The organism is Alcanivorax sp. (genome assembly GCF_019431375.1).
Classification (GTDB): domain Bacteria; phylum Pseudomonadota; class Gammaproteobacteria; order Pseudomonadales; family Alcanivoracaceae; genus Alcanivorax; species Alcanivorax jadensis_A.
Map to the genome: position 1 here is coordinate 1,550,054 of NZ_CP080267.1, position 14,305 is coordinate 1,564,358.

Below are 14,305 nucleotides of genomic sequence, written 5' to 3' on the forward strand. Positions count from 1 at the left end.
TTGTAGGAGCCATGCTCGCATGGCGAACCATCGCGACCCCTTCGCCATGCAAGCATAGCTCCTACAACACCCTGATTAACCGGGGCTGGTACCCAGCCCAACCGAAAGGCGCATCAAAACATGCTGGAAATTCGTGATCTGCACGCCACCGTGGCGGACAAACCGATTCTCAAGGGCCTCAACCTGACCGTGAACCCGGGCGAGGTGCACGCCATCATGGGCCCCAATGGCTCCGGCAAATCCACCCTGGCCAACGTCCTGGCCGGCCGTGACAACTACGAAATCACCGGTGGTGAGGCCCTGTTCGAAGGCAAGAGCCTGGCAGACCTGGAGCCCGAAGAACGCGCCCAGGCAGGCCTGTTCCTGGCCTTCCAGTACCCGGTGGAAATCCCCGGCGTCTCCAACATGGAATTTCTCAAGGCCGCGCTGGAATCCGTACGCAGCGCCCAAGGCAAGGAAGAGTGGGATTCCGTCACTCTGCTGCGTCAGGCCCGTGCCGCCTGCAAACAGGTGAATCTGGATGCCAGCTTCCTCAAGCGTGGCGTTAACGAAGGCTTCTCTGGCGGTGAGAAAAAGCGCAATGAAATCATGCAGATGCTGCTGATGGAACCGAAACTGGCGCTGCTCGACGAAACCGACTCCGGGCTCGACATTGATGCCCTGCAAACCGTGGCCAAGGGGGTTAACTCCCTGCGCAGCCCGGAGCGCGGCATCGTACTGGTGACTCACTACCAGCGCCTGCTGGACTACATCGTGCCGGACTTTGTGCACGTACTGTCCAACGGCCAGATCATCAAGTCCGGCGGCAAGGAACTGGCCCTGGAGCTGGAGAAGAAAGGCTACGGCTGGCTCACAGGAGAAGAGGAGTCCGCATGACACTCTCTGCAAGCGACCTCGCCATTGACCTGAAAACCCAGGCCCTGGCCAACGCCCGCCGCCACGGTAGTGACGGCGATGCGCTGACCAACCTGGAGGCTGCCAGCTTCCCGGAACGCAAGACCGAACGCTGGAAGTACACCTCGCTGCAGGCCCTGGCCGATGGCCACCTGAACGCGGTTGCCAATGGCAAGATCAGCCAGCCCCTGCCGGCACTGAGCGAGTTTGTGGTCACCATCAATAATGGCCAGCTGCAGGGCAGTACCCTGCCCACCGGCGTCAATCTGCATCACGACGCGCCTGAGGTAAACGGCCTGCAGACCCCCTTTGCCACCTATAACGGTGCGGTATGCGGGCAACCGGTGGTGCTGGAAGTGGCCGCCAATACCCGTATCGAGCAGCCGATCCACGTGCAGATCCAGTCCGCCAGCGACGCGCCTGCCCACTGCAACCCCCGGGTGATCGTCAAGCTCAATGCGGGCGCCGAAGCCACCGTGATCGAGCACTATCACGCCGAAGGCCAGGCCCTGACCAATGCGGTCACCGCGCTGATCGCTGCCGACAACGCCACCCTGACCCACTATCGGTTGCAGGGCGAACAAGCCAATACCCTGCACATCGGCACCCTGATCATTGACCAGCAGGGCATCAGCAAAGTGGACAGCTACCAGCTGATGACCGGCAACCGTCTGCGCCGCAACGACGTGCGTGCCCTGGTCAGCAAGAGTGGTGCCGAACTGAACATGAAAGGCATCTTCGTGGTCCGCGACAAGAGCCACGTGGACAACCAGCTGTGCGTGGAACACGCCGTGCCCAACTGCCAGTCCGATCAGAACTTCAGAGGCCTGGCCGGTGAAAGTGGCAAGGCGGTCTTCAATGGCCGCATCCACATTCATCCCGGCGCCAGCGGCACCAATGCGGAGCTGTCCAACAAGAACCTGTTGCTCAACCCCGGTGCCGAGATCAATACCAAGCCGGAGCTGGAAATCTACAACGACGACGTGAAATGTGCCCACGGCACCACCGTCGGCCAGCTCGACGCCGGCCAGCAGTTCTACCTGCAATCGCGCGGCATTCCGGCCAGCGAAGCCAAGCGCATGCTGAGCCTGGGTTTCGTTAACGAATTGCTGATGGCACTGCCCGACGCAGCAGTGACCGAGTGGGCACAGCCCTGGCTGGAAGCGGAGCTGACCCATGCCAGCCCGGCAGGAGACGCCGCGTAATGACGTTTGATGTGGCAGCCCTTCGCGCGCAGTTCCCGATCCTGGATCAACAGGTCAACGGCAAGCCGCTGGTGTATCTGGATAACGGTGCCACCACCCAGAAACCGGACGCGGTGCTGAACGTGCTGGAGCACTACTACCGCACGGTGAACTCCAATGTGCACCGCGGCGCTCATCATCTCAGCGACCTGGCCACCGGCCAGTTCGAGGGCGCCCGCGAAACCGTGGCCCGCTTTCTGAACGCCAGCCGCGACGAAATCCTGTGGACCAAGGGCACCACCGAGTCCATCAACATCGTCGCCCACTGCATCGGCCGCGAGCGCCTGCAGCCTGGCGACGAGGTGCTGATCAGCACCAGCGAGCACCACGCCAATATCGTGCCCTGGCAGCAGGCCTGCCTGGCCACTGGCGCCACCTTGAAAGTGATCCCGCTGCGCGAGGATTGCAGCCTGGATCAGGACGCCTTCGACCAGCTGCTCACCGAGCGCACCAAAATCTTCGCCATCGGCCATGCCAGCAATGCTCTGGGCACCCTGAACCCGGTGCAGGAGATGGTGGCCAAAGCCCGCGAAGTGGGTGCCATTACCCTGATTGACGGCGCCCAGGCTGTGGCCCACTTCCCCGTGGACGTGCAGGCCCTGGACGTGGATTTCTATGCCTTCTCCGGCCACAAGCTGTTCGGCCCCACCGGCATCGGCGTGCTCTACGGCCGCCGCGAACTGCTGGAAGCCATGCCGCCCTACCAGACGGGTGGCGAAATGATCGAAACGGTGAGCTTCGAAAAGAGCACCTGGAACCAGTTGCCCTACAAATTCGAAGCCGGCACTCCCAACATTGCCGGCGCTATCGGCCTGGCCGCTGCCATTGACTGGTTCAATCAGCAGGACCGCGAGGCACTGCAAGCCCATGAAGATTCTCTCTTGGTCCACGCCACCAAACAGGCAGAGGCTTTCGATGGCTTGAAAATCATCGGCACCGCCGCCAGTAAGGTCAGTGTGCTGTCCTTCCTGCTGGAAGGCGCTCACCCGGCGGATGTGGGCATGCTGCTGGATAAACAGGGCGTGGCGGTGCGTACCGGCCATCACTGCACCATGCCGCTGATGGACACTCTGGGCATTCCGGGCACAGTCAGGGCCTCGTTCTCGATTTATAATACCCTTGATGAGGTGGATCGCCTGTTCGAGGCGCTAGAGAAGGTGAAGACCTTTCTCTGAGCCCGGCACACACCTCACCGCAGGAGCGTCGCTTGAGACGCGAACCCTGCTTGTGACAGGCCGTGCCAAGCACGATTCGCGTCTCAAGCGACGCTCCTGCGGCAATATCAACCATGCGCTAATGCAAGGTAGGTAATTTCATGACAGTTCAGACATTCCAACCCGGCCAGGTCACTCTCAACCTGACCGAGGCTGCCAACCAACAGGCCCTGCGGGAGATCCAGCGGGCCAATGCCGCCGGCATCCGTCTGGATCTGGACGAATCCGGCTGCTCCGGGTTCATGTACACCCTGGACTTTGTGGAAGAACCCGAAGACGGCGACAAGCTGTTCGAGATCGACGGCGTGAACCTGTACGTGCCGGAAAAGTGGCTGCCCATGCTCAACGGCCTGGTCATCGACTACGTCACCGAGGGCGTCAACAGTCTGTTCAAGTTCCGCAACCCCAACGCCACCGGCGAATGCGGTTGCGGTGAGAGCTTTACCGTAGACGAGGTCTGAGTTGGCGCAAGAACAGAGAACCGTCGTCGTTCAGCGTGACGTGCCGGCCCGCAAGGTGCCGGACGGCACCCGCATCACTATCCCCAAGAACAGCTTCGTGAATTTGCGCCAGGCTCTTGGCGGCACCTACACGGTGACCATCAATGGCAACATGGCGCGCATTGACGGCACCGACGCGGACGCCATCGGCCAGGAACCCCTGAAGCTGGACTTTGCCCCCGCCAACGAGGATGGCAGCGTGCGCCAGGACGATCTGGACAACACCCTGCAGACCATCTTCGACCCGGAAATTCCGGTCAGCATCAAGGAGCTGGGGCTGGTCTACGGTTGCGATGTAATCCAGCGTGACGGCGAGAATGTGGTGCAGGTCCGCATGACCCTCACCGCCCCCAACTGCGGCATGGGCCCGGTACTGGTGGGCGACGTGGAAGACCGGCTGGGCAAGGTTCCCAACGTAGACAAGGTGGAAGTGGCACTGGTTTTCGATCCACCCTGGAGCCGCGATATGATGAGTGAAGAGGCTCAGCTCGAGCTGGGAATGTTTTAAAGCAGCTGCTAGCTGCGAGCTTCTAGCTGCCAGGAAAACCGGGTTAGCTCGTAGTTAGCAGCTAGAAGCTATTTCGGAGTGAAAGCGACGTGTTCGATATCCGCAGCATCACCCTTGGCGAAAAGATTACTGCCGAGGACATCAGTGAAGACCTGGAATTCCTGGATGACTGGGAAGAGCGCTATCGCTATATCATCGACCTGGGCAAGCAACTGCCGGGCCTGCCCGATGACCTGAAGACCGAAGACCGTTTCGTGCGCGGCTGTCAGAGCCAGGTATGGCTGGAAACCGATTACGACAGCGACGCGGATACTCTCTACCTGGCAGTGGATTCCGATGCCCTGATCGTCAAGGGCCTGGCCGCCATCGTGCTGTCCGCCCTGAACCGCCAGTCTCCACAGGCTATCCACGATTACGACATGGATGCCTTTTTCGACCGCATCGACCTGCTCAACCACCTTAGCCCTACCCGCGGCAACGGCCTGCGCGCCATGGTCGGCAAGATCAAACAACAGGCCCAGGCACTGACCGCCTAGCCTCCGCTCCACAAAAAGCATTTTCACCATAGAGGGCACAGGGAAAGGAGGTTTATCCTCAGTGAACTCTGTGCCCTCTGTGGTTAATCACTTTTGGCCTGGTTCTGGAACTTGTCGTCCGAGAAGACGGGACAACACCACGTCCGCCTTATACCGCCTCCCTGGCTTCCGTCTTGTTCGGCTGGATATGGAACACAAACCGCTGCTCCCCGCCCTCTCCCGCTTCTGAACCGAGCAGGCTGGCGGTTTCATTGAAATAGGCAGCCACCCCCTTCACTGAGCCCTGAATCATGGCGGACATATTGCGGTGGGAGTGATAGTGGATTTCCAGGGTGTCGTCGCCGCGCTTGTGGACCACAATATTCGGCGCCGTGGCCGCCGGGTCCTTGAGTCGCAGAATACGTTCGTGGATCTGTTGCATGTTCATCAGGAACGTCATGGCGTCCCAGCCCGTGGGAATCATGGCCTGGTACATATCAATCAGCGGGCCAATCACCCACTCACCGAAATCCGCCAGCAGATCATCCCGGCGCAGACCGGTGGCTGACTCTGCCGCCCGCAGCAGTGCCTCCATTTCCTCATCCGGATACAGCGCCACCGGCAGGTAGGTCTTGCCCTGCAAACCGGCCGTGGAGACTACCTCCCCCCAGGCGTCAGTGCCGATGAATTCATCCAGGTACCGCTTGAAATTGGTCACGATCACGCCATGCATGTCACTGCTCCTGCGCCGGCTATACCCTGATACCAGCAAGAGCTGTGCCGCATGCACGACCGTCCAACCAGCCCACGCCACCACTGGCTCGAGGCATGTTTACCTGCTCACAGTCAGGTGACATAACCGGTCACATTTTTCTGTTTTTGCGCGATTTATCCCCCTGGCGGGAAAGCCTAAGGGCGATGAAAGAAAGGACCGCCTTCGCCTAGCAAGCAAGGCTCCAACGGATAATGAGGCAACGGCGCATGCCGCTCAGACCGCATCCCGCTGCGCCCGCTCACCGGCGGAGATACGCATGATGAAGGTCCTGTGGGTGCCCACCACCCGCTTCTCCTCCATCAGCGCCGCTTTCTGGCCATAGTAATCGGCTACACCATAGACGCAGCCCAGCGCCAGGTAACTCATATCCCGGTGCGACTGATACTCCACCTCCAGCAGCCCCGGAGAAATTTCCGACACATTGATATGCGGCGGCCTGGCGCTGGCATCCTTCATGCGCACCACCCGCTCGTGAATCCGGTCGTCGATGTTTTTCAGGAAGGTCACCGCATCCCAGTCCTCGGGGATAAAGGAGCGGTACATTTTCATCAGGGGCGGGATCACCCAGGCACCGAAATCCTTGAGAATCTCGTCGCGGCTCTGACCGGTGACCTCCACCGCCGCCGCCAGAAGATCATCCAGATCACTGTCCGGGTACATGCTGATAGGAATAAAGGCCTTGCCGGTCAGCCCGGCCTTGTCGCGCAGAGTGTCCCAGGCAGCCTCGCCCAGTTTTTCTTCCACGTATTTTTTCAGGTTGGAAATAATAACGCCGTGCATGGAGCCCCCTCCCATTCAGGTGTGTATCCACCATAGCAGGGAGCTCTCAACCCACTGAAAACCGCTCAGGCCATGAAACAGGCCGCCGGTTTGGTCAACTGGCGACGTTTCGCAGTCGCTGGATGACCTCGGTCACATTTTCGATCACTCGATCGATATCCGACTCCGAAGTAAAGCGCCCCACCGAGAAACGAATGGAACCATGGGCCAGCTCATCCGCCACACCCATGGCCTTGAGCACATAGGACGGCTCCAGGGACGCAGAGGTACAGGCGGAACCGGAAGACACTGCCGCCTGATTCAGGGCGGTGAGCAACATCTCGCCATCCACCCCGGCGAAAGCCACATTCAGATGCCCGGGCAGGCGCGGCGCACCGTCACCGTTGATACTTACCCCCTCCAGCTGACTGATGCCCTGCCACAGGCGATCGCGCAGCCCGGCAATGCGCGGCCCTTCTTCATCACGCACCCGTGCCGCCAGAGCGAAGGCTTCGCCCATACCGACGATCTGGTGAGTGGGCAGTGTGCCGGAACGCATGCCGCGCTCGTGGCCGCCACCATGGATCTGGGCTGCCACCTTCACATCCGGCGAACGGCGCACGTACAGGGCACCGATCCCCTTGGGGCCGTAAATCTTGTGGGCACACACGGACACCATATCCACCGGCATGGCCTGCACATTCAGATCCAGCTTGCCCACACTCTGGGCCGCATCGGTATGGAACAGCACGCCCTTGTCGCGACACAGGGCGCCGATAGCAGCGATATCGTTGATCACCCCGGTCTCGTTGTTGGCGTGCATCACACTCACCAGCACGGTGTCCTCACGGAGCGCCTCGGCCACGCTCTGCGGGTCGATGCGGCCATCGGCGGCGGGTTTCAGGTAGGTCACCGGGTGGCCCTGCTTTTCCAGCCAGCCACAGGCATCCAGCACCGCCTTATGCTCGGTGGCGCTGGTAATCACGTGGCCGCCGCCACGGGCTTCAATCACACCTTTGATGACCAGGTTGTTGGCCTCGGTGGCACCGCTGGTCCAGACAATCTCCCGTGGGTCCGCCTGCAGCAGATCCGCCACCTGACGGCGGGCGGATTCCACCGCCTCTTCCGCCAACCAGCCATACAGATGGCTGCGTGAGGCCGGGTTGGCAAACGTCCCTTCGGGACCGAGATGACGGACCATCACATCAACCACCGCCGGGTCTACCGGGGTGGTTGCCGCGTAGTCGAGGTAAACGGCTTGGCTCATGGCTACAGGCTTGTGGCGATTGGCGTTGGCTTAGAGAGAAAGGCGTGAATTGTAACCTGAATCGGCGACCTCAGCGCGGAGGCCCGAATTCACGTTTATACGCTACTGACGGACAGGCGCTGATGTTGACGATCCTGGCGCTGGGCCACCTGCTTCACTTCCTGGCGGGCCACCAGCTCGCCCAGAGAAATGCCGCTGAGGAATGCCTGGATCTGATCTGACAGATCACACCACAGGTGATGCGTCAGGCAGGTATCGCCCTCCTGGCAGTCCCCATGGCCGCCACAGCGGGTGGCATCCACGGACTCGTCCACCGCCGCGATCACAGCAGCAACGTCAATATCCTCGCTGGCCCGGCTGAGCTGATAGCCCCCGCCCGGCCCGCGCACGCTGTTCACCAGGCCGTTACGGCGCAACTTGGCGAACAACTGCTCCAGATAAGAGATGGATATGCCCTGGCGATCGGAGATATCCGCCAGCGACACGGGTCCGGTGGCCGCATGCAATGCCAGATCCAGCATCGCGGTAACCGCGTAGCGACCTTTTGTTGTCAAACGCATATCCACACCCTTATTGCGTGTATTTGACGTGAAGCGTAGTAATCCTGAGCAATTTGGTCAAGTATTAACAGCACACAATTAAGAATCATTTTCATTTGAGTTGCAACTATGGCAGATATCCCCCTTCCCTGCCAACAACTGATCAAACATTGCCCACCCACGCACCCAGTGCTTGACACCCACCCCTCCCTCGCGGAAAATTCGCGACCTCAAATGGCAAGGTAGCTCAGCTGGTTAGAGCACAGCACTCATAATGCTGGGGTCGGCGGTTCAAGTCCGCCCCTTGCTACCAAACAAGAAAAAAGGGTTAGAGAGCGATCTCTAACCCTTTTTTTGTGGTTGCCTACAAGTTGACCACCGCCTTAGATAGACCAGCCTATGCTTGATTCTGCTGGGCAGACTCTTCCTGCGCTTTTTCTTTGGCTTCTGCAGCCTCTTTTTCTAATCGCAGCAAGTGGTCACGTCTATTCTGGTAGTTAAATATCTCTGTAGGTACCGCATGAATAACGATTGGCCCTTTCCTAAAATGGCGAACCTTGCAGTTAAACTCGCAATTTAACACCAGCTCAGAGCGATGATCGTCTACCGATCTAGCGATTGAATCAGCTTTACCTTCCGGAATATCGCCCGAAATGTGCATCTGTGTGAAATCACCTGATTTGAGATCAACGGTGCGATTAAAGGGTAGCAAGACTCTGGCCCAATGGTTGACGTAGTAGAGCTCCATGTCTTTTAGAGTTACTTTAAATGGAGAAAAATTGATTATCTGAAGCGAGACTTCACACGTAGGATGCTCATGCAACCCCACCCGTGTTGATGAAGAAACAGGAACAGGCTGAATTCTTATTAAATTGGCAAGCCTCTCATCATTGAAGTACCAAGCAATAAACCAGCCTGGCAGCTTGCCAAATATTCGCCAAAGGATCGAGCCCGCAAGATTATAGTCCATACCCCCAAGTCCTCTCTTTGATTTATTTCAATATTAGAGCAAAAAAGTAACGAGCGTCATCACTGGCGAAAAAAGCTTCAAGACAACGACACTCGAAGAAACAGAAAATGGTTGGCAATGGATGCAACTCAACATATCAAATTTTATTATTTGGTCATATTCCAAACAAAAAAACCGGCGAATATACTCACAGCAAAGGCAACACCGCACCCCCAAAAAATTCGGCTAACCAAGGCAATTCTATCTTCATATTTTTTCTTTCTATCTCCAAAATGACAGGCTTCTGCCATCAAATTCAACAGGCTTCTGCCATGAAGTTCATTTTTTCGCCTGATTTGACGGAAAGGGCAGCAAGAAATTCAACAAGCCGGTTGGTATTTTCGCCAGACCCCGGTAGCGAACGTAACCGAACATGCCTTTGATCCCTCGGAAGGGATGTTCCAGCACGTACGCTGGCTAATGATACCTTCGACATCGTGGAACCAGGACGCTCAGCGATAAAGCGATCATCATCCCGCGTCTCCCCAGACACGTTTTTGGCAAAAGCTGGTCTGATGCCGTCAGGTCATCGCTTTGTTTTCGACGCCAATATATTTCATGCCAAAGTGCGATGATGGCAAATCTCCGGATCACGAGCCTTACCTTTGTTCTTCGTCGAGCTGGGCATTTCGATAATCGTCGCACAACGATGCTGCCTTCCCGAACCCTGAGGCCAGTCGTGCCAACCGCCAGCTTCTTGCCAAGATGTGCTGCTCCAGCAGGTGCCGGAAGTTCAGGATCTCATCAGGATACAAGAGCCGAATCCCTGCGAAACGGCGCATAGACTCGATCTCATGCTGAATATGTAGAATATATAATAACAACCATGACCAGCAGCATCATAAAAACAGAAATATTCATAGCCGTTTTATCACGCATAGGTGCACGAATAATAACATCGCTGCTCATATATTCTTTAACATCAGAGAAAACGATCCAAAAACAGCAACCCTAACTGGCCCGGTAATAAAAATAGAGACGCCTTGATCAGAAAAGCTCAAATCAAAATCCAAGTCATGATTTTCAACCAGCCTCAAGTCCAGCCTTTTAATTGCGCGCCAATCTTCATTATCTTCGTTAACAACGTCATCAATTCATACGGAAATATTAGTTTCATACGAAAAAGAATCCCCGCGGTAAACCTTAAAAATTAAGGAACCTTCTCCACTCCTATTTTCGATCAAATCTGAAATTTTCCTTAATCTTCCTTCGTCAAGAAGAAAGCCCCCAGAAAAAACATGCTCGACGTAAGCCCCCACAGAACCTCCACTAATTATTCCAAACAACCAAACCTTAATTTTGCCTATGAAGCAACCAGCCAGTCAATTTTCATAATCATAAGAACGTAAGCGATTGACAACCTTAATAAACATCAACTGCAGACAATCATCGGAAGGAAAATTGGGGTCAGATCTAACCTCGCCCCCAAATAAGCAACCCGCATCCACAAAACTGTGTGTCGCCAGCCAATCAGTTAAACCGATACTCCCAAGAATCTGGAGTCAGGTCTTACCCAGTGTCCCAAAGCTACGGCAAGGGACTCCCATAAATTACCTATTTCCCAAGCCTAGACCTTGATCACTCGAGATACCTTCTCAATATCCTCATCAGCAACCCCCACAGCTGTGGCGAACTCTCTCCACAGCTCAACAGCACCAATCACCTCTCGCACCGCCTTCTCCACCTTGCTGCGAGGTAATTTAAAAATTCGCCCCTCTCTCAGCGCCTCGGTAGGCGTAGGCGGGTAGGCCTGATACTGGTAGCTGGCGGCGTGGTGTATGTTGGTGGTCAGGCTTGGCACCAGATCATAGGCCGGCGCCAGGTGATAGCCTTGCTCGCTGTGCATCAGGCTGAAGTTGCGCTCGTGATCATCGGTATTGTTGATGGCCCGGTTGAAGAGCATGAGCTTGAGCAGCTGTATCAGGTCCTCTTCCACCTGGCAGGAATATTTCTTTATCAGGTCGCTGACATGGTCGTAACGGAACGCCTGGCCCAGGTCCATCTGCGAGGCAGGTTCCTTGAGAAGGCCATTGACGGTAATCAGGTGCTTTCTCGCCGGGCCATCAATGTCAAAACGGTCCAGCAACAACACTTCACGGCCGTTGATCCCTTCAATGATCTTGCCGTCATGCATCCGGATGCCCGCTGCACGGGCCATCTTCAAGCAGGCAAGCTCTACCCGGGCATTGTTATAGCTGTCATGGGTGATGCGATTGAATTTGGCCAGGTACTGCCCCCCGTCATCAAACAACAGGGCTTTCGGGCGGGCGCCGCCCACGCCGGTACCCGCATTGGCCAGGTAAAGCAGGCTCATTTCATCAAGATCGACACCACCCAGATCTATCTGATCAATCTGCTGGGCCGCCTGCTCCGCAGCACCCAGCTGCTCAATGGCGTAGCCCGAATCAAAGTGCGGTGCCTCGCCCTGTCTAACCAGTGATATGGCGCCAATGCGGCTGCTACCCAGCATCGCCAGCGTATCGATGACGCTGTAGGCATTGAGCTTTTCCTTGTCTCTGAAAAGCGCCAGCTGCACCAGAATCTTGCGGCCCCAGTTATCCGGCAGGTAGTCGTCCAGAAAGGCAGGGCTTGCCCCTCTGTGGCATTCGAATTCAACGGGGAGACTTTGCAGGGGAAGCTGAACCGGGTCGATGGGGAACGCCGAGGCCTCGCCCAGATAGTCAGGCCGGTACCTGAAACCCACCCGGGTCAGGAAACCCGATTCCTCCACCAGCACCACGTCAGCGGCATGGACGATGCCGGTCTGCCGGGTATTCAGGTACAGGTCATAGCGCTGCCTAATCATCGAACAGACTCTGCTTTGGCTTCAGCAAGGTATGGAAAGGCGCATCCAGGCCCAGCAACGTTGCCGCCTGGAAGTATTTGCCCAGAGACACACTGAGATCTCCCTTCTCCATCCGCTGCAGCGTGGCCCTGCTCACACCAATGCGCAGGGCAAAGTCCTCCAGGGTGTCATCGGGATATGACTTGCGGCGCGCCAGGCGGAGGTTCTGGCCTATCTGGGGAATGGTTTCCATGGACATATAATTACTTATATATGAGTAACTATCAACATAAATACATAAATTTACTCATATATGAGTAATAGCATGACTTTCCTCCAGCCTTACTCCGCCCCATGGACCCAAACATGACTTTACCTTATCAGCCGATACCCTAGCGCCAACGATGAAGCCAATCGTTAAGGAAGTCCGCAGCTTTCCATGCATATCCCCATGATTATCACTCATAGCTCTACTATCGCCTGACTTGGAGCTACTAGCAGACAATCCAGTCAATGAACCCGAGATTTAACCCAGCCAAGGAGACCACCTCTAAAGGGCAACATCACGACTGATCAAATAAAGATCAATTACTTATTGATCTAATAGATTTATTTTAATAGCATTTAGAAATAAGAGATAAGTTACTCAAGAATTACAACATGAGTAAGGCAAGGAGACTTAGGGAGGTTACTGATGCATGAAACGCAACCAAAGAGATCCAGATATGAAACCTCACTTGATTCAAGCAACACCTCGGATAAAGCCTACGGGGACAAGTGAATTCCCCGAAAATCAGTTCTGCCGAAAGAATGCAAAGCCCGTTTGGCGACTCAAGCTTGTCATCTTGGTACTCACAATTGCCCTTCCCTCCTCATTCTTGGCGTTGCCGCACCCAGCACCATCCCCAAAAGACAAAAATTGCCTACCAGTTACTTCTCAATCGCTGTCTGGAAATGTACTCATTGAATACGATGATGGGTCAGTCAAGGCTAGAGCCACTCTGGACTGGCGCTAGTGAACGAGACTTAAGCCATGACTATGACTCCTATTAGCGAGTCCTCATTAGGTACCAGATTTAAAAGGGAACTTGACAAAACGTCAGCCTCATCTTTTCTCATTTTAGGGAGGAAAGCCGTTCCCGCTTTCAGTTAAACCGATACTCCAGCCCCAGCGTATACGCCTCCACATCCACATCATCCAGTGAATAGCGGTCCACGCTGCCGCGGAATTTCAGGTTGTCGAGGCCGTAGGTGAAGCCGGCACCCCAGAAGCCGTCGGTGCCGTCTTCGTCGCTGCCGTGATCGAATTCGGCGTCCCAGCGCAGGGCACCGGCGCGCAGGAACAGGTCGGTGCCGGTGGCGATGCGGGCCTTGCCGATGGCGACGGCTTCGATGCCGGAGATGTCGACTTCGTTGTCATCGCCGTAGTCACCCAGCCAAACAGCACCGCCTTCCACGCCGACGGAGAAGGTATCGCGGGCGATGGGGAAGCTGATGCCGCCCAACAACGAGAAGGTGTAATCGGTGGTATCCACTTCGGAGGGAATATCCCGGTCATCCAGGTCGGTCCAGCCGCCTTTGAGGACGCCATAGACGCTGTGAGAGGCAAAAACAGAAGAAGAAAAAGCGATGGCGCCGAAAGTTGCGCCGGCAAGCAAAAGGGTTTTCATGTGTCGCTCCCTGCGATCAAAAATGATTCAGGTTCGACTTTAGCACGGACCAAGAGGAATGCCAGAAGGGCAAATGCCACTGCAGGCGCAGGGTATTCGCCGGTGAAGGTTTACTGCTCTCCGGTTGCAGACACCGGGGTATGCCGCAAGATCGACAATGCTCTCAGGGACGGATCACGAAGTAATAGTCGCCGCTGAGTTTCAGGCGCATGCAGCCGTGATCGTCGGGAAGATCATTTTCCCACTCCACGTCCTGGACCCCCAGGTCGAAGGCGGCGGTGTTGCGGGCGATGGCTTTGAGGCGCTCCACGTCGTTGGATTCGGTGATCAACACCGGGGGGATGGCAGCAGCGCTCTTTTCGCGAAACAGTCTCATCGTCTCTCTCCTCGCTGTGTCAAAGCAGCTACATCAAGGCCCATGGCGACCCTGCTTTGAGGTGACGACCGTCCACCCTTTTCTCGGGGTGTATCGGTATTTTTTATTTGTACATTTTACGTTTGCTTTACCTTGTTACCGGAAGCCGTTACCGGGTGCAATAACCCTGTTTGCTCATATTCAAGAAAATGCGAAGTCGGTCAAGCGCCTGATTTCACAGTAAAAAAGCCTGCACATGGCAGGCTTTTTA

The 14,305-nt window shown here is 56.2% G+C and carries 16 protein-coding genes, 1 tRNA gene and 1 pseudogene; 8 read left to right on the plus strand and 10 right to left on the minus strand.

Features of this window, described 5'->3' with window-relative positions; translation table 11 throughout:
- The first annotated feature begins 120 nt into the window (after positions 1 to 120).
- The 6 genes from sufC (at position 121) to KZ772_RS07115 (ending at position 4,896) form a co-directional block, all read left to right on the plus strand.
- Positions 121 to 876 carry a Fe-S cluster assembly ATPase SufC gene (gene sufC / locus KZ772_RS07090; protein WP_063508919.1) on the plus strand — a complete coding sequence of 252 codons (756 nt, stop codon included), beginning with the start codon at positions 121 to 123 and terminating at the stop codon, positions 874 to 876.
- Positions 873 to 2,099, plus strand: a complete 1,227-nt coding sequence (gene sufD / locus KZ772_RS07095) for a Fe-S cluster assembly protein SufD (protein ID WP_290539101.1) — start codon at positions 873 to 875, stop codon at positions 2,097 to 2,099. Before sufC ends, sufD begins: the two co-directional genes overlap by 4 nt.
- On the plus strand, positions 2,099 to 3,313 hold the full coding sequence (locus tag KZ772_RS07100) for a SufS family cysteine desulfurase (RefSeq protein ID WP_290539102.1): 1,215 nt from the start codon (positions 2,099 to 2,101) through the stop codon (positions 3,311 to 3,313). Before sufD ends, KZ772_RS07100 begins: the two co-directional genes overlap by 1 nt.
- A 140-nt stretch (positions 3,314 to 3,453) precedes the next feature.
- Positions 3,454 to 3,813 (plus strand): iron-sulfur cluster assembly accessory protein, encoded by a 360-nt coding sequence (locus KZ772_RS07105; RefSeq protein WP_290539103.1) that lies wholly within the window; start codon positions 3,454 to 3,456, stop codon positions 3,811 to 3,813.
- A 1-nt stretch (position 3,814) separates the two neighbouring features.
- The gene (gene sufT, locus KZ772_RS07110) at positions 3,815 to 4,360 is read left to right on the plus strand and encodes a putative Fe-S cluster assembly protein SufT (RefSeq protein ID WP_290539104.1); all 546 of its coding nucleotides are present in this window, start codon (positions 3,815 to 3,817) and stop codon (positions 4,358 to 4,360) included.
- Between the two features lie 89 nt (positions 4,361 to 4,449).
- Positions 4,450 to 4,896: a SufE family protein gene (locus KZ772_RS07115; protein ID WP_290539105.1), complete on the plus strand. Its 447-nt coding sequence runs from the start codon at positions 4,450 to 4,452 to the stop codon at positions 4,894 to 4,896.
- A 148-nt stretch (positions 4,897 to 5,044) separates the two neighbouring features.
- Here KZ772_RS07115 and KZ772_RS07120 read toward each other — a convergent pair whose 3' ends face one another.
- From KZ772_RS07120 to iscR, 4 genes are all read right to left on the minus strand, one after another.
- Positions 5,045 to 5,608, minus strand: coding sequence for a heme NO-binding domain-containing protein (locus KZ772_RS07120; protein WP_290539106.1), 564 nt, complete (start codon positions 5,606 to 5,608; stop codon positions 5,045 to 5,047).
- Positions 5,609 to 5,863: 255 nt separating this feature from the next.
- Entirely contained in the window at positions 5,864 to 6,430 is a 567-nt protein-coding gene (locus KZ772_RS07125; protein ID WP_290539107.1) for a heme NO-binding domain-containing protein, read from the minus strand.
- Positions 6,431 to 6,524: 94 nt separating this feature from the next.
- Positions 6,525 to 7,676 (minus strand): IscS subfamily cysteine desulfurase, encoded by a 1,152-nt coding sequence (locus tag KZ772_RS07130; RefSeq protein WP_290539108.1) that lies wholly within the window; start codon positions 7,674 to 7,676, stop codon positions 6,525 to 6,527.
- Between the two features lie 95 nt (positions 7,677 to 7,771).
- Entirely contained in the window at positions 7,772 to 8,236 is a 465-nt protein-coding gene (gene iscR, locus KZ772_RS07135) for a Fe-S cluster assembly transcriptional regulator IscR (protein WP_290539109.1), read from the minus strand.
- Positions 8,237 to 8,451: 215 nt separating this feature from the next.
- On the opposite strand from iscR, the gene KZ772_RS07140 reads away from it, so the two are divergent.
- A tRNA-Met gene (locus KZ772_RS07140) sits at positions 8,452 to 8,528 on the plus strand.
- 84 nt (positions 8,529 to 8,612) lie between these two features.
- Here KZ772_RS07140 and KZ772_RS07145 read toward each other — a convergent pair.
- Positions 8,613 to 9,185, minus strand: a complete 573-nt coding sequence (locus tag KZ772_RS07145) for a hypothetical protein (RefSeq protein WP_290539110.1) — start codon at positions 9,183 to 9,185, stop codon at positions 8,613 to 8,615.
- Between the two features lie 107 nt (positions 9,186 to 9,292).
- Here KZ772_RS07145 and KZ772_RS07150 point away from each other — a divergent pair, with 107 nt between their 5' ends.
- Positions 9,293 to 9,607: a hypothetical protein gene (locus KZ772_RS07150; RefSeq protein ID WP_290539111.1), complete on the plus strand. Its 315-nt coding sequence runs from the start codon at positions 9,293 to 9,295 to the stop codon at positions 9,605 to 9,607.
- A 147-nt stretch (positions 9,608 to 9,754) separates the two neighbouring features.
- Here KZ772_RS07150 and KZ772_RS07155 read toward each other — a convergent pair.
- The 5 genes and pseudogenes from KZ772_RS07155 to KZ772_RS07175 form a co-directional block, all read right to left on the minus strand.
- Positions 9,755 to 10,021: pseudogene (locus tag KZ772_RS07155) on the minus strand (IS5/IS1182 family transposase); the annotation flags it as partial.
- A 770-nt stretch (positions 10,022 to 10,791) separates the two neighbouring features.
- Positions 10,792 to 12,030: a type II toxin-antitoxin system HipA family toxin gene (locus KZ772_RS07160; RefSeq protein ID WP_290539112.1), complete on the minus strand. Its 1,239-nt coding sequence runs from the start codon at positions 12,028 to 12,030 to the stop codon at positions 10,792 to 10,794.
- Positions 12,023 to 12,268 (minus strand): helix-turn-helix transcriptional regulator, encoded by a 246-nt coding sequence (locus tag KZ772_RS07165; protein ID WP_290539113.1) that lies wholly within the window; start codon positions 12,266 to 12,268, stop codon positions 12,023 to 12,025. The genes KZ772_RS07160 and KZ772_RS07165 overlap by 8 nt, the downstream gene beginning before the upstream one ends.
- An 886-nt stretch (positions 12,269 to 13,154) precedes the next feature.
- Positions 13,155 to 13,679, minus strand: a complete 525-nt coding sequence (locus KZ772_RS07170) for a hypothetical protein (RefSeq protein ID WP_290539114.1) — start codon at positions 13,677 to 13,679, stop codon at positions 13,155 to 13,157.
- 163 nt (positions 13,680 to 13,842) lie between these two features.
- Positions 13,843 to 14,055 (minus strand): hypothetical protein, encoded by a 213-nt coding sequence (locus KZ772_RS07175; protein WP_035249117.1) that lies wholly within the window; start codon positions 14,053 to 14,055, stop codon positions 13,843 to 13,845.
- Positions 14,056 to 14,305: the final 250 nt, after the last annotated feature.